The 23319-nt window shown below is 58.9% G+C and carries 13 protein-coding genes; 7 read left to right on the forward strand and 6 right to left on the reverse strand.

What is annotated here, in order from left to right; all coding sequences use genetic code 11:
• Positions 1 to 35: 35 nt before the first annotated feature.
• A complete protein-coding gene (gene mutY, locus FDY93_RS03430) occupies positions 36 to 1160 on the reverse strand; it encodes an A/G-specific adenine glycosylase (RefSeq protein WP_138234343.1) in 1125 nt (374 codons plus the stop codon).
• Between the two features lie 392 nt (positions 1161 to 1552).
• Here mutY and FDY93_RS03435 point away from each other — a divergent pair, with 392 nt between their 5' ends.
• The 5 genes from FDY93_RS03435 to FDY93_RS03455 all read left to right on the forward strand — a co-directional run bounded on the left by FDY93_RS03435 (position 1553) and on the right by FDY93_RS03455 (position 14696).
• The gene (locus FDY93_RS03435; protein ID WP_171018874.1) at positions 1553 to 4786 is read left to right on the forward strand and encodes a TonB-dependent receptor; all 3234 of its coding nucleotides are present in this window, start codon (positions 1553 to 1555) and stop codon (positions 4784 to 4786) included.
• Between the two features lie 90 nt (positions 4787 to 4876).
• Entirely contained in the window at positions 4877 to 9247 is a 4371-nt protein-coding gene (locus FDY93_RS03440; RefSeq protein ID WP_138234345.1) for a hypothetical protein, read from the forward strand.
• Positions 9248 to 9640: 393 nt separating this feature from the next.
• Positions 9641 to 10900, forward strand: coding sequence for a hypothetical protein (locus FDY93_RS03445; RefSeq protein WP_138234346.1), 1260 nt, complete (start codon positions 9641 to 9643; stop codon positions 10898 to 10900).
• Positions 10901 to 11025: 125 nt separating this feature from the next.
• Positions 11026 to 11589: a hypothetical protein gene (locus FDY93_RS03450; RefSeq protein WP_138234347.1), complete on the forward strand. Its 564-nt coding sequence runs from the start codon at positions 11026 to 11028 to the stop codon at positions 11587 to 11589.
• Between the two features lie 287 nt (positions 11590 to 11876).
• Complete coding sequence (locus FDY93_RS03455) at positions 11877 to 14696, forward strand: TonB-dependent receptor domain-containing protein (protein ID WP_138234348.1); 2820 nt, start codon at positions 11877 to 11879, stop codon at positions 14694 to 14696.
• A gap of 85 nt (positions 14697 to 14781) precedes the next feature.
• Here FDY93_RS03455 and FDY93_RS03460 read toward each other — a convergent pair whose 3' ends face one another.
• From FDY93_RS03460 to FDY93_RS03480, 5 genes are all read right to left on the reverse strand, one after another.
• Entirely contained in the window at positions 14782 to 15798 is a 1017-nt protein-coding gene (locus FDY93_RS03460; protein ID WP_171018875.1) for a FecR family protein, read from the reverse strand.
• 33 nt (positions 15799 to 15831) lie between these two features.
• A complete protein-coding gene (locus tag FDY93_RS03465; protein WP_138234350.1) occupies positions 15832 to 16383 on the reverse strand; it encodes an RNA polymerase sigma factor in 552 nt (183 codons plus the stop codon).
• Between the two features lie 511 nt (positions 16384 to 16894).
• On the reverse strand, positions 16895 to 19039 hold the full coding sequence (locus tag FDY93_RS03470; RefSeq protein ID WP_138234351.1) for an AsmA family protein: 2145 nt from the start codon (positions 19037 to 19039) through the stop codon (positions 16895 to 16897).
• A 198-nt stretch (positions 19040 to 19237) separates the two neighbouring features.
• Positions 19238 to 21391, reverse strand: coding sequence for a TonB-dependent receptor (locus FDY93_RS03475; RefSeq protein WP_138234352.1), 2154 nt, complete (start codon positions 21389 to 21391; stop codon positions 19238 to 19240).
• Between the two features lie 73 nt (positions 21392 to 21464).
• On the reverse strand, positions 21465 to 21755 hold the full coding sequence (locus FDY93_RS03480; protein WP_138234353.1) for a hypothetical protein: 291 nt from the start codon (positions 21753 to 21755) through the stop codon (positions 21465 to 21467).
• A gap of 161 nt (positions 21756 to 21916) precedes the next feature.
• Between FDY93_RS03480 and hisB the strand changes: the two genes are divergently transcribed.
• Both hisB and hisH read left to right on the forward strand, forming a co-directional pair.
• A complete protein-coding gene (gene hisB, locus FDY93_RS03485; RefSeq protein ID WP_105102396.1) occupies positions 21917 to 22504 on the forward strand; it encodes an imidazoleglycerol-phosphate dehydratase HisB in 588 nt (195 codons plus the stop codon).
• A gap of 22 nt (positions 22505 to 22526) precedes the next feature.
• Positions 22527 to 23171 carry an imidazole glycerol phosphate synthase subunit HisH gene (hisH, locus tag FDY93_RS03490; protein WP_138234354.1) on the forward strand — a complete coding sequence of 215 codons (645 nt, stop codon included), beginning with the start codon at positions 22527 to 22529 and terminating at the stop codon, positions 23169 to 23171.
• Positions 23172 to 23319 lie beyond the last annotated feature (148 nt).

Raw genomic sequence — 23319 nt, forward strand, 5'->3', positions numbered from 1 at the left:
GCCCGCCCGCCACGAAACTATCTACGGAGCCTGCTTCAGCAAGGCGCCAATAAGGGCTCCCGAAGCGCAACAAGCTGTTTGACCAGCTTGGCTATGGGCGCCGGCAATCCGAGATCCTGCCCGGATCGGGGCCGGTCGAGCTGGCGCAGTTTATACCAGCCGCTGGCTCCTTCTGCCACCCGTGCGGGCTTCTGCGGCAGAGTTATCCACACGGGGTGTATGTCCAGGTGGAAGTGGCTGAAGGTGTGGCGCAGCAGTGGCAGGGGCTGGATTTCGGTGGCGTCCAGGTCCTGTGCCGCCAGCCACTCCTGGGCGCTGGCCTCGCCGCCATCGTCGCCTTCGAGCTGTGGCGGTATCCACAGCCCGCCCCACAGCCCCGCGGCCGGGCGCTGCTCCAGATACAGCTCGCCGTCGTGCTCGATCAGCAGCAGGGTAGTCTGGCGCTCCGGCTTTTCCTTTTTCGGCTTCTTGCCCGGGTAATCGGTGGGGTTGCCCTGGGCGCGGGCGAGGCAGTGGTTCTCGAACGGGCAGCGCTCACAGGCCGGGCGGGAGCGGGTGCAGAGGGTCGCGCCCAGGTCCATCATCGCCTGGGTGTAATCCCCAGTGCGTTCGGCGGGCGTGTAGCGCTCGGCGATCTCCCACATCTGGTTTGCCACCGTGGTCTGCCCCGGCCAGCCCTCTACCGCGTGAATACGCGCCAGCACCCGCTTTACATTGCCATCCAGAATCGCCGCTTTCAGGCCCATGCTGATACTGGCGATGGCCCCCGCGGTGGAGCGGCCGATGCCGGGCAATTCAGCCAGCGCCTCCACATTCCGCGGAAACTCGCCGCCGTGCTCGTTCACCACCGCCTGCGCGCACTTGTGCAGATTGCGCGCGCGGGCGTAGTAGCCGAGGCCGCTCCAGTGTGCCAGCACCCGGTCCTGGCTGGCGGCGGCCAGTGCCTGCACTGTGGGAAAAGATTCCATAAATCGCAGGTAATACGGAATAACCGCCGTCACCTGGGTCTGCTGCAGCATGATTTCCGACACCCACACCCGGTAGGGGTTGATGTCCTGCTGCCACGGCAGGTCGTGGCGGCCGTGCTGGTCGAACCATTTGAGCAGGGCCTGCTGGAAGCGGGCTGGGGTTTTGGGTTTGATCGGGGAATTTATAGGCATGGGTAAAAACGAAAATGGGCACCGCAAAGGATGCCCATGCTACTGCGTTATGCAATCTCGTCATACCGGCGAATGCCGGTATCCAGTGGTGATCGCTGGCGACGTGGTGCTGGATCCCGGCATTCGCCGGGATGACGAGGAGATACGTTTATTTCCGTAGCTCGTTTGCACCTCGCCGCCAAATATGACAGCCCCGCCAAAAAACCTTCACCAAATCTTCACCTAATCCCTGTCGCCTGCGCCGTTTTTTTCCGTCGTTGTATAGATCGGACTTGGAAAAAACCGGGGATCTCTGTGGCTGTGTGAATCCGCAACCGAGGCCGATGTTCGCGGGGGGAATTCCGCCGCACATTTTTATTTTCTTATTTCTTAGCTTTAGAGCGGGGGACAACATGGGATTGAGTGCTTCAAGGCGGCTGCTGTGCAGCGCTATTGGCATGATCGTGGCCAGCCAGGGGCAGGCGGCGGCCATCAAACTGGATGCGTTTGTCGACGGCAAACCGGCGGCGGTGACGGAAGTGCTACTGGACGGCAAGGCCATCGGCAGCAGCGCGGCCGGGGAAAGCTTCTGGTATGACGACCTGTCCGGTGGCGGCCACCAGCTGCAACTGCGCATCGGCGAGCGCGTGATCCCCTACGAATTCACCATCGGTGCCGAGGAAGCCGCGGTGATTATCGTCAACAGCGAATCCGCCAGCGGCCGCGCCATCAAATCGCTGCAGCGTCTTGAACTGTCCGCGTTTGATTCTGCCGGCGCGGAGGGAGAGGGAATTGCCAGCAGCGGCGAGGAAAGCCTGCTGCCGGGCCTGATCCAGGGCAAGGTGGTGAGCGCCGGTGGGAACACACCCCTGCGCAACGTTACCGTCAAGGTCGCGGGCAGCGATCAAAGCACCGTCACCGACCGCTTCGGCGCCTTCGAGCTGGAGCTGCCCCAGGGCGTTTATCAGCTGGAACTACAGCATCCGGAATTCCAGACCAGCCGCCTGCGCAACCAGCGCGTGCTGTCGAAAATGAACCTCGCGGTAGACGTGCAGCTCTCGCGGAAGGATGCATTTGCCGATGGCGACGCACCGGTGGTGGAAGAGGTGCAGGTGCTCGGCCGCTACCTGCCCGGCAACCCGATCGAGATCGAGCGCATCTCTTCCTCCGTGGTAGACAGTATCGACTTCACCCAGATTTCCCGCTTCGACGACTCCATGGTAAGCAGCGCGCTCAAGCGCGTGGTGGGTGTGTCGATGGAAGACGACCGTTACGCGGTAGTCCGCGGCATGAAGAGCCGCTACCAGTCCACTGAATTCAACGGCGCCACGCTGCCGAGCACGGATCCGGCGCGCCGTGACCTACCGCTGGATATCTTCCCCGCCGGCATCATGCAGGGCCTCAGCCTGCAGAAGAGTGCCACTGCCGATGTACCCAGCACGGCCACCGCCGGCCATATCAGTATGCGCACCAGGGATATTCCCGAGGCGGGCTTTTTCAAGATCTCCTCTTCCATCACCCACGGCGACAACCACGGCGATGATATGGTGATTTCCGACACCGAAGGTGACAGGGACTGGCTGGGCATGGACGATGGCAGCCGCGAATTGCCCAACGAATTGACGCCGTCCTTGCAACAATGGGTAAACCTCGACAATGGTGCCCCAGGCTATGGCGGATTCAATGAGGAAGAAGTCATTCGCATGGGCCAGAGCCTTAGGCACAACGCCATCTACAAGGGTGAGGCCCTAGGCGATTCCTCCATGGACTTCAGTGGTGGCAACAGCTGGGATATCGGTGAGCAGAGCCTGGGTGTTATCGGCGCGCTGCGCTACTCCAACAAATGGAGCAACAGCACCAAAAAAAATTCCCGATTTGCTAAATACAACGAGCGAATCGCCCTCATAGAATTCGCGGAAACTGAAGATACCAACAATATTATCGACCTCAGTGCCATGCTCAATCTGCAGTGGAATATCAACGATCGCCACCAGCTGGGACTGAACAATATCGCTTTGCGCCACACCACCAATTCAGCGGAGCTGGAGCACTTCGAGGATGTATCTACAGGTCATGAATTCAAGTTCCAGCGCACCGACTGGATCGAGGAGGAGCTGCTGAGTCACCAGGTATGGGGGTCGCACAGTTTCGATATTTCCGCTGGCGGCTGGAGCGCATACCTGGGTGACCTGTCCGTCGACTGGCAGTTGATGAACGCCGGGACCGAGTACGACCGCCCCAATGCAACTCAATACACTTATCAAAAAGGTGTTACCGGAACAGATAGCTATGGGCTAGTCGTAAAAAATTTTGGGGATCATTACAACCTGTGGGAAACCATGGAGGAAGCCAACAGTGGTTACAGGCTTGATGTCGCATTGCCGATAGAGGACATTTTCGGTGTGTCGCTGTTACTCAAGGTCGGCGCAAATGACCTGCAGCGCGAGCGCGATGGGTATCACTACCGCTATTCGCTAAGCGGTCGTTTCTCATCCGCAGGTATCGCACTGGCCGAAAACGCGGATCCATCCCAGGCGATCATCCCTGAGGTAATTGTGGGCAGACCTGGCCTCGGTGACGGCCCGTCGGGGCTGGGCAGTATGTATATCTATGTTGGCGGCCTGGACCCAGCAATGGATACGGGCTTGGAAGGCGACAGCTATATAGTCGAGCAAAACTCTGACGCCACCTATGGCCTGGTTGAGGCGAATATCCTCGAACAGGTCAAAGTCAATCTCGGAGTGCGCAGAGAAAATTTCTATATGGCCGGCGAGCAGTATATGTACACGGTCGAGCCCATGACCGAACTGCTGGATGAAGAACGCACATCCCCGTCTCTCAGCGTGACTTATCTGTTTAGCGATGCCTGGCAGTTGCGTGCTGCCTATTCCGAGACTGTGAGCTGGCCCGAAATTTTCGAGGTGTTGCCAAGAAAATTTAACGACATAGAAACTCTGGAGCAATACGAAGGTAATCCGGATCTGAAACCGGCGGATATCGAAAACCTCGACCTGCGCCTGGAATGGTACCCATCGGATACCGAATCGGTCACCTTGGCGCTTTTCTCCAAGGATATTACCAATGCGATCGAAAACCGCTTTGACGGTCTTGGTGATGTTTTCGACTACTACACCTTTACCAATGCGGAAAGCGCCGAAGTCTACGGAGCGGAACTGGACTTGCGCCGCGAGTTCGTGCTGGGCCGGGAACAGGGGCACGAATTTTTCGTGCAGTTCAACTACACCGACATCATGTCATCTGTTGACGTAACTGAGGGCAGTGGAATTTTCGAGTACGACACCGAGCGTCCATTGCAGGGCCAGCCGGACTATATCGTCAACCTGCAGCTGGGTTACGACCATGTGGACAGCGGGCAGGAAGTCACTCTGGTGTTCAACCGTAAGGGCGAGGAGCTGGCTATCGTAAATCCAGGTATCAGTGCTGCGGTTTCCAACGTATATGAAATGCCGTTCGACGACCTCAAGCTGATCTACATGAAAGGTTTCGACAATGGTCTCTCCCTGTCAGCCTCGGTGGAGAACCTGCTGGATGCTGAACGTAACCTGGAATATGAAACCCAAGAATTGCCTTACCTGCAATATTCGTCAGGGCGCAAGTTCAAGTTCAAGGCTAGCTACAGCTTTTGATAGGAATTGTTAGGCATTTTTCGTGGAAGTCACATGGCTGGCTTTCACTACAGATTTGAAATTTATTCAAGACCATTTTTAGGTGAGACCATGACTACCAAAAAAATATACCGGGTTCCGGCACGGGATGCCGGCGTCCTGTCTGGCCTGAAACGCAGGCTTAATCACTCCATGCTGCTGGTAACAAGCGCGTTACTGCTGAGCGCCTGCACAGGTGAAACTTCCGATGAGCTCGCCCAGGAGCCCCCCTTTGACCTGAGCCTCGCGCAATGTGAGGTCGCGGAGGGCGGCGTCGTCGGCACACCCACCGATCCGGTGATAGTGGACGGCGTGGAAACCCTGGCCTGCCTGCTAAATGCCGATGCGGGCCAGGTCGGCGCAGTCAATTTGAAAAGCAGCCACAACTATGAAAATCTGGTATGGGTGCTGGACGGCACCTACGAAATCGGCGAGAGCAAGAGCTACGCAACCCTGGCGGAACTGCAGGCAGATACGCGCCACGGTGTTGGTGGCTACGCGTCAAAAGTTTATGCAAAGCCCGGCACCGTGGTGGTGGTGCACCGCAACGGCAGTTTCGCACCGAATATTGTATCCATTGACGACGACAATATCGGCGGCGGCGAATGGGGTGGTGTGGTGGTAAACGGCATGGGCTACCACCCGGACTGCGGCACTACCGGCGGTGCGGACAATTTCTGCAATGTGCAGGGTGAGTGGGGTTACTACGGCGGCCTGTCGCAGCAGGAAACCCGTGAAGGCACTAGATTGCTCGGAACTCGTAATGGCTTTACCGGTTACGCCGCAGAAGCCGGCGGTGAGTTGAGTGGTGGTGAACGGCTCTCCGCGGCCATCACCGTCAATGCGCCGCATTTGGGCCAGAGTTATGCTCCCCAAGGCGTTTTTTACAGCGCGACCAATGGCCTGGAGCTGAATGGCGGCGCGCTGAGCATTGGCAGTTTCAGAGCCCTGGGCAACCAGGGCCACGCGCTTTACTGGCACAGCGGTTTTGGCGGTGAAATGTGGAGCAGCATCATCCACCACCAGTCCGATCTCGCCGCCATCAAAGGCGGGAACAGTGGCAGCGGCGACAGCGGTGTATCCATCAACGGCCTGACGCTGGTGGATCAATCCCTCAACGCCGGCTCCGCACTGGCGCTCGCCGGCGGCGGCAATATCGGCATTGACAATATGGTGGTGCAGGGCTTTGCTACCTGCCTGAATATTGGCGATGGCAATACCAGCGTGGCAGTTGCCAACAGTGCCTTCTATTGCGGAGAAACCACCGCCGCGGCGGAAGACGGCAGCGACTACGCCGCCCAGGCCCTGGCCCAGGCGGAAAACTTCTACACTCTCAACCCGGATCTCAGTGCCACCCTCGCGCTGGATAACGTCAACATCGAGGGGGTGGCGGCAGCTTCACTGAGCGGCAGCACCCTTGTCTACGGTTATGAGCTCGGTCTTTATTACGAGCCCTGTTACGGCGCCGGCGCTCTGCTGGAAGAAACAGTAGCCATCGGCCAGAGCACCTACCAGATCTGTGAACTCAAGGGACAGGTGAGCGGCAATCTTTACTTCGACGATGACATCAATGACGTAAAAGTGGCCTGGCGCATCAATGGCGCCGTCACCCTGGGCAGCGATTTCACAGCACTGGATGCGGCGCAGCAACAAGCGGCGCTGGCGGCGCCGGGCCAGATCGTTATCGACGGGGGCTCCAAAATTTTGCTGAGTACCGGCTCGACGCTTGCGCTGAATCCGAATGCGGCCCTGCGGGTACTGGGCACTGCGCAGAACCCCGTTGAACTGGCACCCCAGGGGCTCAATGAACACTGGGGCGGTATCACCATCAACGGCTTGGTGGACAACTGCGCCAGTAGTGAAATCTGCGCGCTGGCGCAGCAGCGGTTTGTGGAGATCGACTACCTGCGCCTGCTAAATGCGGGCAATGGCCAGCCGGCATTGACCCTGAACGAGGTCAGCGCCGCCGGGCAGATCAACTACCTGGATATTGCCGATTCCGCCAGCGCCGGCCTGTCATTAAATGGCGGTGCGGTAAATATCGACAACCTGCTGGTCTCAGATGTGGTAGGCAACCAGGTACAGTGGGCCAGCGGCTACCGCGGCACCCTGCAATACGCCATCCTGCAGGCCGGTGACAACAGCCTCGGCCACGCCCTGCATGGCAGCAACGATGCCGCCAATCATGATGCCGCACCGCGCTCGCGCCCGGTGATGGCGAATATTACCGTGAAGGGCGCAGAAAAGGCGGACACCGCCATCCTGCTGGAGCAGGGTTCCGGCCTGCTGCTGTACAACTCGGTGGTGGCGGACTTCAACACCTGCCTGGATATCGACGACCCGACCACCGCCAGCCTGCAGACCAGCAATCCGGCGCAGATCTTTTTCGACAATGTGGTGCTGGACTGCGGCGACACCATTGCCGAAGAAGACGAAGAGGCGGGAATGGACTACGCCGCCAGCACCCAGGGCCTGAGCGGTGTGTATCAGGTGCCCGCGGTGCTGGATACCAACTTTGTCGCCAGTGGCAGTGAGATTCCCGGCATCGAATCCAGTATCGACTTCACCCTGGCCGGCGGTGTTGCCATGTACCTGAACTCAGGTGTGGGTTATATGGGTTCGGTGCGCGACTCGGTGGACGACTGGTATCTGGGCTGGAGCGATTCCGTGGGCGTGGTGCTTGCGGCGGAGTGCGATTTTATGGGCGTGTTGGAGGATGACTTTGTTTTTGAATCGGATGACGACTATCCAGTTTACTTGCCCGATGGTGGGCCGCAAATTTCGTCAGCAAAGGCTAACCGCCCGGTCTGCGGACTGCGCGGCACCATTACTGAGGATCTGGTACTGAGCACCTATACCGGCAGCGAGCGATTGGCGGCAGAAGCGGGGGGGCAAATTAGCGAAGACTATTTATTGGGTGATGCTTTTCCAACAATTATGGTGCGCGACCCCGTGCCGACCGTATGGCTGCTGAACGGGCTGGTGCGCGTCGGAGAGGGTCACCTGGAAATTACCGATCTGGCGCAGCTGCAGGATATGAAGGAAAACCCGGTCACCCTGGAAATTGGACCCAGCGCCGATGTAGTGGCTACGGCCGGCGGTGCCCTACATGTTACCCGCGGTGGCGCGCTGCTGGCCCTGGGTGAAGTGGCGCTGGAAGACGACGCCGATACCGACGGCCTGGGTCCGGTGGGTCTGAGCGGAACGGGCCCGTGGCGCGGCCTGATCGTTGACGGTTTCGGCCGCAACAACCAGTGCCCCGATGCCATGGCCGAGCCCGGCACCAACATCTGCAATATCCAGGGCGAGTTCGGTTACTACGGCGGTTACGACAACAGCCACGGCAATCTGTGGATCGAGAATCTGGAACTGGTCGGCGGCCGCCTGCAGCTAAATAGTGTCGGCGGCGGTAGCGAGATTCACAATTTCCTGTTTTCCGGTGCCCTGACTGACAAACTTGAGGAAAGCTTCGGCAAGCCGGTGATTGACATCGACGGTGGTGCGGTCAATTTCCGCAACGTGAATATCGGCTCCAATAGCGCGCGCGCTGTGCTGGGTGGCAGCGTTATTAAATGGAACCACGGCTATCAGGGCACGCTACAGTCCGTGTGGCTTATGATGCAGCTGACCATGGCGCTGGCGGGTACGGATGCCGATGGTAACTACCGGACAATTTACCAGGAAACCGACGGTGACGTCACTTCGTCGCATTACTACCCGGTAATTCACGGAATCAACGGCGCTGTCGGCCATGAAAACGATTTGCCCCGTTCCGCACCTACCATTGCCAATCTGTCGTTGCGATATACAGAAGCGCAGCCAGAACGTTACTCCGATGCGCTGAGTTCCATGATCGAACTGTCAGGCGGTTCCGGTCTATACCTGCACAATAGTGTGCTCGGTACGAACAAAACGGGTTACGATCGCGGATTCAGCACCAGTCACCCCTATCCAATCGGGTTCGGCTGGGCGCCGGACTGGTGTATCAAGACCGACGGCAGCGTAGACGCACTGGTAGGTGAGGAAGTAATCTTCGATCAGGTGGCACTTGGCTGTACCCAGTTCTCCAACAATGCCGGATTGGAACAGGCATTCGATACCCGCTTTACCAGTAAAACCGTCACCAATGTTGCCGGCACCGCCAGTGATCTCACCACCGTGAAAAACCCCAGCGAAGCCAACGCGGATATCTACCGTTTCGGCTGGACGGTTGGCACCCGGGCTGCAGAAGCGAATTTCCAGGATGTAGAGGGCGTTGTCCGGCTTTCCGGTTGGGAAAATCGCAAGTACGCGACGCCCGATGTGATCAACCTGGGTGAGGCCGCCTCGGACTATTCGGCATCAAAGACGGTCAATAAAGACTTCATTCTGGATACCAATTATTTGGGCACGCTGGATTATTTTATTCCGATTGATGCCGGCTATCAGATATCTGCTGATTGATCGTATAACGTCGAATTTTCAGAAAGTTTGTCGAGTATAAATAAATGGCCGGAAGTGATTCCGGTCATTTTTTGTTTTCGCGTTTGCGCGTTTGCGCCGGTTTTCTGTAAAGAATTTGCATTGAATAATTCATTGAAATAAATGTCGCCTGCGTTTGAAAAATCCGTCTATACAGTCTGGTTATAATTGATTCGCTTGTAGTTTTGTTTTCTAAGTTCAAATGATTTCTGATATTAAACAAATAATTAATTGACGGTCTGTAGTCTTTGTTTGCCGGACAGATCCGGTCTTATTCACTTGGAGTATGTTTGGTTGGAATGCTGTGGCGTTTCTGTTTTTCCAGACTGACAGTTTTTCGGAATCATGAATCACAACACTTGGAAGGAATTTCTTATGAAAAAGACATTATTGTCTCTGAGCCTGCTGGCAGTGACTTCTGTATCCAATGCCGCTGTTGTAAACCTTGGTCTTGTTGATAGCAGCTGTAATTTCAACGGTACAGATAAGGGGCTGGTATCGTTCAACGGTGGTACCTATCTCAACTGTGAACTCCCGACTTCCATCATCGAAGGCAACAACACTGTTGTTTTGGCAAAAGAAAGTGCTGACACCCTTGATCCAATTGTGTGGACCCTGCCGGGTATCGTGGTAGTCGGTAACGGTAACACCCAGAATGCTGATCCGAGCACTGTCGACAAGACTGTGCTGCAGATCGAAGCGGGTGCCCAGATTGCCGGTTCCGTGGATAGCGCGTCCGCACTGATCATTTCCCGCGGTGCGCAGATCGACGCACAGGGCTCCGCCAACGATCCGATCGTGTTCTCCTCCCTGGACAACAACATGACCGGTTCCGGTGAGTGGGGCGGCCTGGTTCTGGCCGGTTTTGGCGAGAGCAACGCCTGCCCAAGCGGCGCCATCAGCGGCGGTCAGATGGGCGATGTCTGCACCATGGAAGGCGTTGCCAGCGCTGCTTACTTCGGCGCCGGCCACCTGTCCGCGCCGAATACTATGAGCAGTGGCACTTTGGAATATGTGGTAATCGCCGAGGGCGGCCACGTGATTACTGATGGCAATGAGATCAACGGCCTGACGCTGTATGCAGTGAACAGCTCCACCACCATCAATAATGTACATGTACATGGCAACCAAGACGACGGCGTTGAGTTCTTTGGTGGTAATGCTGCAATCACCAATATGTGGATGACCTGCAACGAAGACGACAGCATAGACTGGGACTTGGGTTATCAGGGTTATCTCGTAAATGTCAGTATTAAACAGGGTGATAATGCTGGCTACGCCTTAGAGCTGGCCAATAATCCGGACAACGACAATGCTTTGCCGCGTTCAAATGGCAGTATCTTTGCTATGAGCATTGATTACGTTGGTACCGGAACCCCCGCCAATGTGCCCTTCAAATTGAAAGAAGGCACCGATGGCACTTTCCAGCATGTAATTGTAGGTTCCAGTTACGACGCGAAAAACTGTGATGAAACTACGGGTGCCTATGTCAGCGCCTCCGGTCAGTGGAGCAACATCAATTACGGTTGTACCGAAATTGATGGAGACCCGTCCAATTGGGATATGCCCAGTTCCAGTGGTTCAGCGCTTGGTTTCAGCGGATCCTCTTTCTGGTCTGCTCCGGCCTGTGACTGATCTTTTGTAAATAGCGTGTTGATATTTGTTGTGCGCAGGCTTTGCCTGCGCATTTCAGTCAGCCTGATTGTTGAAGATCGGGCATAGGTAATCAATAAATTTTGAATCGCATTATGGAGCTTGCAATGAAAAAGGTAATCACAGATTTGGCTTTGTCAAAGGTGTTTGGAATTATCGGAGTTGTACTGGGAATTTCTCTGTTCTCCGTTGGTTCCGTGCAGGCACAGGAACTGAATGGCCGTATGTGTGCGATCTCCGGTTCATTCACTTTTTCCGGCCCATTGACGGTAGAGGATGAATCGCATGAGGTTTCCGGTTTGGCCGTTATCTCGGCTTGTGTCGACGAGAATGGTCCGGTAGAGGATGTTGAAGCTACGGTTTCATTTGGTGGTAGTGGTATCGCCAATTGTGCACTGCAGAGTTTTTCTCTGTCACAGTTGGTTCAGTGGAACTACGGCAAGCTCGATTTTATTGCTTTACAGCCGGCCATTGGTGACCGCGCTCCAATCGGAGCATACAAGGGAAACGTGAGCTTCGGTGAGTCGGCCGGCAATGAGGTAATCACTACCCTGTTCAATCAACAGCCGGTATCCACCCTGAGCTGCCTGCTGGGTATTGAGCCCCTGGGCACTTTCTCGTTCAGCGGTGTGCAGATTTTTGTCGATAAGGCGTCAGACCAGGACATCTGATGGCCACAGGCTAGTGCGAATTAAATAATGGCATCCGGAGCGGCGTAGCGCCTTTTGAATTGTCATTTTTTCGCAATAGCCGTTTGCGACTATCCGGGAACCGATGCGGTAACGTCCCCCTAAATATTGCGGTTCCCGGAGTTTTTCTGGCTATTCCCTGTGCACTGCGTCCGCTGGCTCTGTGCTGTGTGCTGTTAGGGCCATTCTCTACCTTGCCGGTGGCGGGGCAATCCTGCGATACGGGCGGTTCTTTATCTGCTGGGCCGGCTGGCTCCGAGCAGAGCCTGTTGTCGGCGCTGTATGCACTGGCGAAGGCATCCGGCTACCACCTGGTAACCATTCCGGATCTCGTAAAGGGTGAGCGGGTGGTGTGGCAGCCGGATTGCTCGCCGCAGGAACTCTCTTCGGAATTCTCTTCAGAACTCTTTTGGCAACAACAGGCGCACCGGTTGCTGGAACCGCGAGGCCTGGCCTACCGGGTCATTGACGATACGCTGGTGATCTTCCGCGCGGAACCCGTCAAAGAAAAAGTGGCGTCGGCGCCGGTGCCGGCACCTGCGATGGCCGAAGTGGTGGTGGAGGCCAGCCCTTTACCGGCGCAATCATCCACCGGCAGCGGCAACCAGTACGGCAATTATCTGGGCAGTGCGGATGCGGTGCTGGAGTTTGAGCGCATCCAATCCCTCGGTATTACCGACCTCGCCTCGGCGCTGGAACTGATCTCCGGGGTAAAGCTGGAGCAGGAGCGCTACGCGGTGATCCGCGGCATGAAGGGACGCTACCAGTCGGTGCGGTTGAACGGTGCCACCATTCCGAGCCTTGAACCCTCCGGCCAGCGGGTGCCGCTGGATGTGTTCCCGGTGAATATTCTGAACCAGGTGGATCTGCGCAAATCGGTATTTGCGGATGCGCCGGGCAACGCCAGCGCGGGCGTGGTGAATATCGAAACCCGGCGTATTCCAGAAACCCCCTACCTCACACTGGTTTCCGGCGGCGGCTACCGCAGTGGCACCACCGGCGCGCCGGTGATCCGCGGTTACACCGGTGGCCGCGACTGGCTGGGGTACGACGACGGCGGCCGCGCACTGCCACCGGTGCTGGCGGAAAATGCGCGTCTCGGCAGCCCGGATAACTGGAGCCCGGCGCAGCGGGAGGCGGCCGGTGAGGCAATCCTGGAAAACGCACACGGCGCACGCAAACTCGGCATTTACCACGGCAATGCCGGAGTGGATGGGTTGCTGAATCTTAGCGGCGGCCGCGCCTGGCAACACGGGCACCACAGTTGGGGCGCGGCGGCCTCCCTCGGCTACCAGAACGAGTGGCAGCAGCGGGAGCTGTTCTCTCAGGTGCTGAACCGTTTTTCGGCGCCGGAGAATGCGGATGGTAATAACGCGGGCAGCCTGTACGCCACAGAAGACGGCCACCACCGTCGCCTGGAAAATGTGATCAATCTGAACGGTCTGCTGGCGCTGGGTTACGGGCTGGATGAGCGGCATTTTCTCGGCAGCAATTTCCTGTTGCTGCGCCAGAGTGTAAACCGCACCGAGCAGATTGAAACCCGCGAGCGCGATGGTTTCGGCAAGTACGACGGCGGCGCCAGCCTGCGCAGTCTGTCCAACTGGACGGAAACCCGGATGGGGCTGGGGCAGTTTTACGGGCGCCATTTTACTGGGCCGGAAGAACGTATTGCACTGAACTGGCATCTCACCTCCGCGCGCTCCCGCTTTACCCGCCCGTTTGATGTGCGCTACCTCTACCGGCGCAGCAGCGCTTCCGATTCCTACCGTTTTGAGCCGGGCTACAACCATTTTGAGGTGTCCTGGGAGGATATGCGCGAGGAAACCCTGAGCGCGGGTGTGAATGCGGCCTGGGTGTGGGAGCTGGAGGATTGGAGCGGAGAGTTGAAGTCGGGCCTGGAGCTGATGGATGCGCGCCAGGACGGCTATCTGCTGGAGTACACGTTTATCGCCAAGGGCGATATCGAAAAGAACGAGCCGCTGATCCAGAGTGCGAATCCTGCGGATATTCTGACCCCGGAAACCATTATCGGCGCCCCCGGTACCGACGGCTTTCTGCTGGATGACGACGTAAAACTGTTTGTGAGCCCGCCCGAGCTGGACGGCAGTTTTTACGCGGCGGAGCACCGCAACCGCGCGGCGTATCTACTGGCGGATATCCGCCTCGGCGAGCGCTGGCAGTTTGTGCTGGGCGCGCGGCGCGAGCGCGACGGGGTAAAGGCGGATTTCTGGGATGCACAGCCGCAGGATTGGGTGCCGCTGCTGGACGGTGCGCGCACGCTCTACTCTGCCGCGCTGGCATTTGATCCTGCGCCACAGCAGGCGTTGCGCCTGGGCTACAGCGAAACCGCAGTGTGGCCCGGCGTCAACGAACTGATGCCGCGGCGCTATGAAGACACCGACCTGCGCATCGAGATTACCGGCAATCCCAACCTCAAAGCGGCCGCGGCGCAGAACTGGGACTTGCACTGGCAGTGGCGCGATGAGGGGCTGGGGCTCGATGTGAAACTGCTCGGTTTTTACAAAACCATCCGCAACGCCATCGAGGGTGTGTTCTTCGATCCGGTGATTGCCAACAATCAGGCCTTCAACATCTACAGCTACACCAATACCGGTTCCGCCCGTTTGTATGGTTACGAGCTGGAGCTGGATTACCAGCGGGTGTTTGCCGATGCGCACAAGCTCGCGCTGCAGTCCAGTTACGCGGGCATGGTTTCGCAGGTGGCGATGCCGCCGGACCGCTGGCGCGCGGGCAAAACCCGGCCGCTGCAGGGGCAGCCCGCATACCTCGGCGGCCTGCAGTTGCAGTACCAGCATCTCGACAGCGGCCGCAGTGCATCGCTGCTGTACAAGCGCGCGGGGCGGGAGCTGGATATTGTGAGCAATAACCTCCATGTGCCGGATGTATACCGCGATCCGTACGACAGCCTGGCGCTGGTGTTCAACACGCCGGTGTTTGACGGGATTCACGCAACCTTTTCTATGGAGAACCTGCTGGACGACGCGCGGCATTTTGCGCAGGGTGAGGAGACGTTTATGGCATATCGGCAGGGGCGGCGGTATCAGTTGCGGGTGGCGGTGGAGTTTTAGCGTTTGATACCGCTACACGCCCTGTAGGAGCCTGCCTGCAGGCGAACAGTCCGGAGCCCGGTTCTATTCGCCTGCAGGCAGGCTCCTACAGGGAGCTGTGGGTGGAATTACCATTCGACCGCAAAACGATTTCGTCGCCGGAATCGGAAATTGTCAGGCCGTGCAGGGTCGCGAGAATCTGCAGGTTGGTGTGTATGTCCTTGAGGTCAAACGTCCCACCCACGCGCAGGTTCCGTGTGTGTCGATCCCCGGCGATCAGCGGCGTGTCGGAATAGCGGTTGAATTCCACCAGCAGTTCTTCCAGCCGTATGTTTTCCACCTGCACCAGCCCCTGCAGCCAGTCACTGTAATTGTGCAGATCGAATTTTTGCACAGGCCCGATGGCGTTGCCGGAAATGCGCACACGCTCGCCGGCGGCGACGTGCTGTGTTTTGTCCGGCCGGTTCAGCGGGTGCGCGGATACCAGGCCTTCCAGCACCGTAAGCTCGGTGATATCGCCGCGCTGGTCCACGTTGAACACGGTGCCCAACGCCTTTACTGACGCCTGGCGGGATTCCACGACGAACGGGCGCTGCCGGTCTTTGGCGACGGTGAACCGGGCCTCGCCATCGTAGAGGCGGATGCGGCGCTCGCGCTCGCTAAAGTCCACGGCAACGCGGGACTGGGCGCTCATATCCAGCGTTGATCCGTCGGCCAGTGCGTTGCGGCTGGTCTGTTGGCGCTCGGTGGCATAGAGGCGATTGCCGGCATCTGTCGATGGGTTTGATGGCTGCAGCAGCGATACCGTAATCGCTACCAGAAAACCTGCGGCGGCTGCCGCCAGGTACCAGGGATTGCGATAGCGCCGGGGCGTGGCCGTGTCCAGCGGGAGTGTGCTGCCTATGAGACGCGCGGCCTTCTCAAACTCGGGGTGATTCCAGACGCCGTCCACCTGGCTGGCCTTGTGTGCTCTGGCCGGGCTTTCCTGCAGCCAGTTCTGGTATTGCCGCCACGCCTCGGCATCGGCCTTCTCTGCCTCGCCGTGGACGATCCAGCGGTAGATTCGTTCTTCTTCCTTTTCGCTGAGCGGGTGTTGTTCGCCGAGCGGACATTGTTTCTTCATGGGCGTCATTGATGAATAGTAAGACCTTGTCCGTCAGCCTTCTGATTCCAGCTGCTGGGCCATTCTGGCTTCGATATTTCGGATGGCCCGGTTGATTTGCTTTTCCACCGCTTTCGCGCTGAGGCCGAATTGCAGGGCGATCTGTTTATTGCTGACGCCGTGCACCCTGCTCAACACGATGATGCTTCTGAGCGTCACTGGCAGGTCGTTCAGTTGTTTCACAAACAGCGCCAGGTGCTGCTGGTCATTCAGCTGCTGGTCTGGCTGAGGGCGCTGGCAGCGCAGGCTCTCCGCGACATCGTCCAGTGGTTCCAGCGGCTGTTCGTTGTGGCGCTGGCTGTCGTTGATGAGATTGGTGGTAATTCGGTACATGTAGCCGAGGGGATTGTCTGGCACGGTGCCGGTACGCAGTTTTCGCGTCAGGCGCTCCATCGCCTCCTGGTAAATATCCTCGGCTTCGGCACCGTTGCGTGTGCGTCTGCGGATAAAGGAGAGCAGGCTGGCTTTTTCCGCAACGAGATCGCGGAACGTCCGCTCCCGCAGGGTGGAAAACGTCGACAGAATTTTGGCCGGTCCACTCTCCATGCGTACTGTTGTCCCCGGGTGTTGTGATCAGTGCTCTTTGGCTACCGATATTTATGCGGGACAGGATAGCGGGGGAAAGTTACAGGTTTGTGGATGGGGAATAGAAAGGGGCGAGAAAATCAGGGCTACGTTGTAGGAGCCTGCCTGCAGGCGAACAGGGCAGAGCTTTGAACCATTCGCCGGCAAGCCGGCTCCTACAGCAAGAGGGAGTCGGAACTCTGTAGCGTATTTTTGTAGGAGCCTGCTTGCAGGCGAACAGGGCAGAGCTTTGAGCCATTCGCCGGCAGGCCGGCTCCTACAGCAAGAGGGAGCCGGAACTCTGTAGCGCATTTTTGTAGGAGCCTGCCTGCAGGCGAACAGGGCAGAGCTTTGAGCCATTCGCCGGCAGGCCGGCTCCTACAGCAAGAGGGAGTCGGAACTCTGTAGCGCATTTTCCTAGGAGCCTGCTTGCAGGCGAACAGAACAGAGCTCGAACTATTCGCCTGCAAGCAGGCTCCTACGGCGCTGGAGGTTATGGCGTTGGCTCGGGCGCGGATTCTTCTTTGTCTCCGCGGTTGAACAGGCCCTTGAAGCGGTCTTTCAGCTTGTCCTTCAGCTCTTCGGTTTTCTTCTCCACCTTTTCGCCGTATTTTTTCTCCGCCTTGTACTTCAGCTCGTCGCGGATCAGGTCGTCGAGGCGGCGGCTGTCGGGTTTGCAGGTGGTGGCGCCAACTTCGTTGAAGCTGGCGTTACAGCGCAGCGGCAGCGGACGGTTGCGCCAGCGATCGTTCTGCACCGAGCAGCCGTTGCCGGAGGTCTTTTCCCCCACCAGCGCGAGACCGAGCGCGAAGTCGAAGTTCTGTTGCTCCAGATCGACGGTGCCGTCGCCGGTGAGCGCAATGTTCTCAATACCGGCGTTGATGCCCTCAACCTTGGCGACATCGCCATTCAGGTTCACGCTGGCGCGCAGGTCCTGCAGGCGGGTCTGTGCGGGCCATTCTTTTTCCGGCAGCGGGGTTTTTTCCGCATAGCTCACCAGCTGGCACATGCCTTTTTCCAGGTTGAACGGCGCCAGTGCCAGTTCCGCGGCGTTCAGCTGCACCGCGGCGCGCAGGTTTTTCTGCAGCGCCAGGGTGTCGGCACCGGTGGTTTGCGCCACCCAGGTGAGGTTGGTCTTGCCGGACAGGGTGACTCTCTTCTGGTCTGCCGCTTGCGGCTCGTCGCTGGCGAACAGTGCTTCCTGCACCTTGGAGATTTCCACGCCGGTAAGGCCGCCGCTCAGCTCGCCGCGGGCGGAATCACCGCGGGCGTTGAACACGCCGGTGCTGTTCAGTTCGCCGCCGTAGAGGCCGGCGGCCAGTTTGTTCAGCTGGTACAGGCCGTTGTTCACATTCACCGCCAGCTGGGGTTTGTCGATGTCGAAATCCATTGCGTGCAGTTTGTCGAGGGTCAGGTCCAGCTTGGCGTTGAAGCCGCGCATGGATTCCAGCGGCAGGGGCACCGGCTGGGCTGCGGCCACGTCGGCACTGAGTTCGCTCTGCTCCGGTGTGTCGACTGGGGGTGGGAGATAGTCGTCCACGTTCAACTCACCACCCTTGAGGCTCAGTGAAACACTGGGAACGTCTTTGGCGTTGGTGGCGGCCTGGAAGCTGGCGCTGCCGGTGAAGTTGTTGTCGTCGAGTGCCAGTTGCAGCGGTTCCAGGAACATCTGCTTGTCGGTGCCGCTGATGTCGGCTTCGATGTGCAGCTTCTTCAGGGCTGCGGTGCTTTGGGGGTGGTAATCGCTGCCGACGGCGGCGAGCCAGCCGGTGACGGGATTGACGTCCGCGTTGAGGTTGAGCTGGATTTGCCAGGGAGCGTCGGCCTTGGCGCGGCGCACATTGCCGCGCAGGTTAATCTGCGCCTCCGCGCCTTCGGCGCCGGTGAGTTTGATGTTGGCGGGCTGCACCCGCAGGCCGTTCAGGCCCTCGTCGATCGCGAGGTTGCTGTGGATGTCCAGGTTGACCGGCTCGGGGAAGCCGCTGCCTGCGAGCGCCGCGCGCAGGCGCACGTCGCCGGGTTTGCCGCCGGGCACCAGATTGTCGGCGCTGATGTGCAGTTGGCTGATGGCGTATTCGCTGCCGGCCTGCTTATCGGTGTAACGCAGTACGCCGTCTTCCAGGCGCAGCTTTTCCAGTGCCAGTTCGAGGCCGCCGGAGGTGGGCGCTTCTTCCTTGGGAATCTCGAGTGTGGGCGGCGTCTGCTGTTTCTGCTGTTCGTCCAGCTTGGCCTTGGCTTCGATGGCGTCGGTAATCAGTTCCCAGTTGCCCTTGCCGTTTTGGTCGACGGTCAGTTCGACACGGGGGGCAAGCAGCACGATCTCTTTGGCTTCGACGCGCTTGTCGAGCAGCGGCATCAACGCCACGCCGACCGCCATCTTGTCTGCTTCCAGCAGCGATTCGCTGGGCAGTGCCAGTGGTGCAACCTTCACGCCTTCGAGCTTGAGCGCGATATTCGGCCACAGCTGCCAGCCGATATCGCCGTCGAGGGTCAGGGCAATGCCCTGATCCGCGGCCAGCTGCACGATCCTGGATTTGTACTGGTTGGCGTCGAGACTGAATAGGAACCAGGCGATTACGCCGGCGAAGAGGAGAAACAAAACAACGAGGGTAATAAGTCCGCGTTTGATCCAGGCCATACAGAGGCATCCTTATTCTGGAGGGCACCTCCAAAAATCTATTGCGCGTGCGCCTTGCGGCGCCCGGCGGCCACCACCAGCCACCCGCGACGATTTTTAGAGATGCCTGGAATTGGCAGAGAGAAACGGCGCCCGGGAATCTTGTCTTGAGGTGGGTTCCCGGGCACCGCGGATGCAGACTATTGAAGCAGTTGCCGATCAGAAATGAAACCTTACTCCGGCTTCAATACTGCGTCCGGCTTCCGGCGCGAAGTCGCGCAGCAGTGAGGTGGCGTTGCGGATCTCTTCGTCCAGCAGGTTGCGCGCGTTGGCGAAGAGCACAGCGTCGTTGCCCGCCAGTTTGAAGTTGTACTGGGCGCTGAGATCCATACGGGTATAGGCGTCGGTGGCTTCTTCAAACGCGCCGGGGCGATCCTGGGCGGTGGCGTGGGTGTTGCGCCACTGCCAGTTCCAGTTGGCGTAGTCGCCACCCAGCGCAAAACCGTAACGCAGTGGCGGCAGACGCGGCACTTCGCTCGACTGGCCGGCGATGCGCTCGTCGAAGCTCGCACGCACACTGTCGCCGAACAGGGTCACGCTGAGGCCATTGGTCAGCGGGAACTGCACAGACGCTTCGGCGCCGTAGAAAGTGGCGTCGCGATTCTGGTAGCCATAAATGTCGAATTCGCTTTCTTCGTCTACGAGACCTGTGTTGGCGGCGTAGATGTAATCGGCAATGCGGTTGTAGAAAACGCTGGCCTCTATTCTGGCCGCGTGCCAGCCGCTGGCCTCCTGGTTGTGGTGGTGATAGCCCAGCTCCAGGTTGACGGAGTTTTCCTTATCGAGGTCTTCGCTGCCGATCAGGTAGCGGGACTCCGCCAGGTGTGCACCGTCGGCAAACAGTTCTTCCGCCACCGGCGCGCGCTCGGCACTGGTGAGGCCGAGGCTCAGGTGCTGATGCTCGGCGAGGAAGTACTGGATAGCGCCGGACAGCCCGATCAGATCAAAGTCTTTGTCGCTGCCGTACTCCGGATCGATGGTGACATTTTCCAGGCGCGCGCCCAGGTCCATATGCCATTTGCCCCACTCGCGCTCCTTCATGGTGAAGGCGCCGATACTGTCGGTGACGGATGGGCGGATGAATGCCTCGTCGCCAATCGCGGCAAAATCCTTGCGCGACAGCTGCAGGCCGTAGGCGCCGCGCCACTCGCCGCCGTCGTCGTGGGTCAGTTCTACGCGGCTCTCCCACGCCTTGTTGGTAAAGCGGGTGCCCTCGTGGAAGTGGTCCTCGTGGGCTTCCAGTTCCACGTGCTCGTAATCGTTGTGTCCGAGGCGGAAGCTGAGTTTGTCCCAGTAGTCGCTGTTGAAGTCGTGCTCGCCCTTCAGGTCGTAGCGGGTCTGGGCCAGGTCAATGCGCACGGCGCCGGGACCGTGTTCTTCGTGTTCTTCCTCGTGGCCTTCCTCCAGCGCGTGTTCCTCACCTTCCTCGTCTTCGTGGTGGTGCTCGTGGGTACCGAGGGGAATACCGTAGTTGTTCTCCAGGCGGTTGACAGAGAAGCCCACAAAGCCGCTGTCGGTGATCCAGGACAGGCCGGCACTGCCGCTCTTGGCGCGGGCGCTGGTGTTGCCGACGAAGCCGTCGGTGTTGAATTCCTCCTCGTGCTCGTGGTGGTCTTCACCCTCCTCGCCTTCGTGCTCGTGCTCCTCATGCTCGCGGATGGCGAGGCCGGGAATCTGGGTGTTGCCGTTCTCGCGGTAGACTCCGTCCAGGTACCAGGCGAGGTTGCCCGCGCCGCCCTGCAGGCGAAAGACGCCGGCGTCCTGGCCGTTGGCGGTGTCGTGGCGCATTTCCACCGCGCCTTCGATTGCCTCCGGCACTACGGTGGGAATACGGCCGTCGATCACGTTCACCACCCCGCCGATGGCGCCGCTGCCATAGCGCAGCGCAGCGGGACCGCGCAGGATCTCGATGCTGTTGGCCAGCAGCGGCTCGATACTGGCGGCGTGGTCGGAGCTGGTGTTGGAGGCGTCGGCCACGTCCAGATTGTCGCTCAGTATCTTCACCCGGTTGGCACTCTGGCCGCGAATGACCGGCAGGCCCACGCCGCCACCGAAGGAGGCATTGGCCACGCCCAGCTGGCTGTCCAGGGTCTGGCCCAGGGTGGCGGCGGCGGATTTGCGCAGCTCGTCGCCTTTCAGCACGGAAACCGGCGCGGCCACCGCATCGGCGGGCTTGGCCAGGGGAGAGACGGTGACGTTGACCTCTTCCAGGTTTTCATTCCTGTTGTCGGCCCCGTTTTCGGCGACCTGGGCGGAAACGGCAGAAGACAGCGCACAGGCAATTGCCAGCGCCAGAGTATTTACTCGGTACATTGTTGGTTATTCCTGTCACGGACGGGCAGCAGCCACCCAAAGGCCGGTGCCGGAAATGCAAAAAAGTGGTTTTTTAGCGGAGTGACAGGAGTGCGGGCGGGCCGCGGGCGGACTGGCGTTCCGGCTGGCAGTCGAGTGCTACTGGGGACTGCTGTTCGGTATACAGCGGCGCCAGGTCTTCAGTGGCAAAGGCGAACTCACTGCCCACGGGCGCAGGCGTGTGGTTGTGGGACAGGTCGCACAGCTGGTGCGAGCGGTCGTCGATGTGAATATGCTCCGCCAGCACCGGCTGCGCGAGCGTGAGCGCGAACAGCAGCACAAGGCTGACCCAGACAGGGGTCTTATGGCGGGGGTACATAGTCATGGGCGGTATGATATTTGATATCAGTGACGAATCAAGTTTCATCTGAGACTAACCGCCAAATTCCGCCCCATTTGGGCGTATAATTCGCGCCTTCTGTCTCAGGCCGGCCAACGGGGCCGAACTGACTTGCAAACAAGCTCGCAATCAAGGATGCAGACCTCATGCGCACCGCCAGCGTCAACCGCGATACCCTGGAAACCAAGATCCAGGTCAGCGTCAATCTCGACGGCAAAGGCACCGGCAAATTCAACACCGGTGTACCCTTCCTTGAGCACATGATGGACCAGATTGCCCGCCACGGCATGATCGACATGGATATAACCTGCGACGGCGATGTGCACATCGACGACCATCACACCGTAGAAGATATCGGCATCACCCTCGGCAAGGCCATCAATCAGGCGGTGGGCGACAAGAAAGGCATGACCCGCTACGGCCACGCCTACGTGCCACTGGACGAGGCGCTGAGTCGGGTCGTCATCGACTTCTCCGGTCGCCCCGGTCTCACCATGAATGTACCCTTTACCCAGAAGCGCATCGGCAACTTCGACACCGAGCTGTTCTACGAATTCTTCCAGGGCTTTGTAAACCACGCGCTGGTGACCCTGCACATCGACTGCATCCGCGGCTTCAACGCCCACCACCAGATCGAAACCGTATTCAAAGCGTTCGGCCGCGCCCTGCGCATGGCCCTGACCCCGGACCCGCGCATGGAAGGCGCCATGCCCTCCACCAAAGGCGTGCTGTAAGCAGAGGTAGGGAAAAGTGACTGTGCAAAAGATCGTCGTCCTCGACTACGGCATGGGCAATCTCCACTCCGTAGCGAGCGCCCTGAAAAAGGTCGCCCCCACTGACGAAGTGGTACTCGCCACCACCCCGGAGGAAGCTCACGGCGCCGACCGTCTTATCGTCCCCGGCGTTGGCGCCATTCGCGACTGCATGGAAGGCTTCATCCGCCCAGGCTTCGTACCGCTGCTCAACCAGTGCATCGAAGCCGGGCTGCCGATACTCGGCATCTGCGTGGGCATGCAGATCATGATGAAACGCAGCGAAGAAAATAATGGCGTCGACTGCCTCGGCCTATTCCCGCAGCCGGTAAAATTCTTTGGTACCGATCTGCAAGAAAACGGCCAACGCCTGAAAGTCCCGCATATGGGCTGGAACCAGGTGCAGCAGAAAATCGACCACCCGCTGTGGCGCGATATCGAAAATGGCAGCCGCTTTTATTTTGTGCACAGCTACTACGTGCCTGCGGAGAATAACAACGCCGTTGCCGGCGAGACCGACTACGGTGTGAAGTTTGCGGCTGCGGTTACCCGCAACAATATTTTTGCCACCCAGTTCCATCCGGAGAAAAGCGCGGATGCGGGGATGCAGCTGCTGAAGAATTTTGTCGGTTGGAACGGCGCAGCATAGAAGTTGCAGACCGCTTTTGTAGGAGCCTGCTTGCAGGCGAATACCCGCGGTGGTTTTACAGGTTCGCCTGCAAGCAGGCTCCTACAGGTCAGTGCAAACACGGCTGACGAAGTAAAAAATTTGCATGCGAAGGCGGAGTGCCGGGGAA

This window comes from Microbulbifer harenosus, from assembly GCF_005771435.1.
Classification (GTDB): domain Bacteria; phylum Pseudomonadota; class Gammaproteobacteria; order Pseudomonadales; family Cellvibrionaceae; genus Microbulbifer; species Microbulbifer harenosus.

What these genes read in the sequence shown, in the direction of transcription:
- FDY93_RS03435 (WP_171018874.1), top strand. Translation starts at nt 1,553, where the DNA reads ATGGGATTGAGTGCTTCAAGGCGGCTGCTGTGCAGCGCTATTGGCATG.
- FDY93_RS03460 (WP_171018875.1), bottom strand. Translation starts at nt 15,798, where the DNA reads ATGAAGAAACAATGTCCGCTCGGCGAACAACACCCGCTCAGCGAAAAG.
- hisB (WP_105102396.1), top strand. Translation starts at nt 21,917, where the DNA reads ATGCGCACCGCCAGCGTCAACCGCGATACCCTGGAAACCAAGATCCAG.
- FDY93_RS03440 (WP_138234345.1), top strand. Translation starts at nt 4,877, where the DNA reads ATGACTACCAAAAAAATATACCGGGTTCCGGCACGGGATGCCGGCGTC.
- FDY93_RS03465 (WP_138234350.1), bottom strand. Translation starts at nt 16,383, where the DNA reads ATGGAGAGTGGACCGGCCAAAATTCTGTCGACGTTTTCCACCCTGCGG.
- FDY93_RS03470 (WP_138234351.1), bottom strand. Translation starts at nt 19,039, where the DNA reads ATGGCCTGGATCAAACGCGGACTTATTACCCTCGTTGTTTTGTTTCTC.
- FDY93_RS03450 (WP_138234347.1), top strand. Translation starts at nt 11,026, where the DNA reads ATGAAAAAGGTAATCACAGATTTGGCTTTGTCAAAGGTGTTTGGAATT.
- FDY93_RS03445 (WP_138234346.1), top strand. Translation starts at nt 9,641, where the DNA reads ATGAAAAAGACATTATTGTCTCTGAGCCTGCTGGCAGTGACTTCTGTA.
- FDY93_RS03480 (WP_138234353.1), bottom strand. Translation starts at nt 21,755, where the DNA reads ATGACTATGTACCCCCGCCATAAGACCCCTGTCTGGGTCAGCCTTGTG.
- mutY (WP_138234343.1), bottom strand. Translation starts at nt 1,160, where the DNA reads ATGCCTATAAATTCCCCGATCAAACCCAAAACCCCAGCCCGCTTCCAG.
- FDY93_RS03475 (WP_138234352.1), bottom strand. Translation starts at nt 21,391, where the DNA reads ATGTACCGAGTAAATACTCTGGCGCTGGCAATTGCCTGTGCGCTGTCT.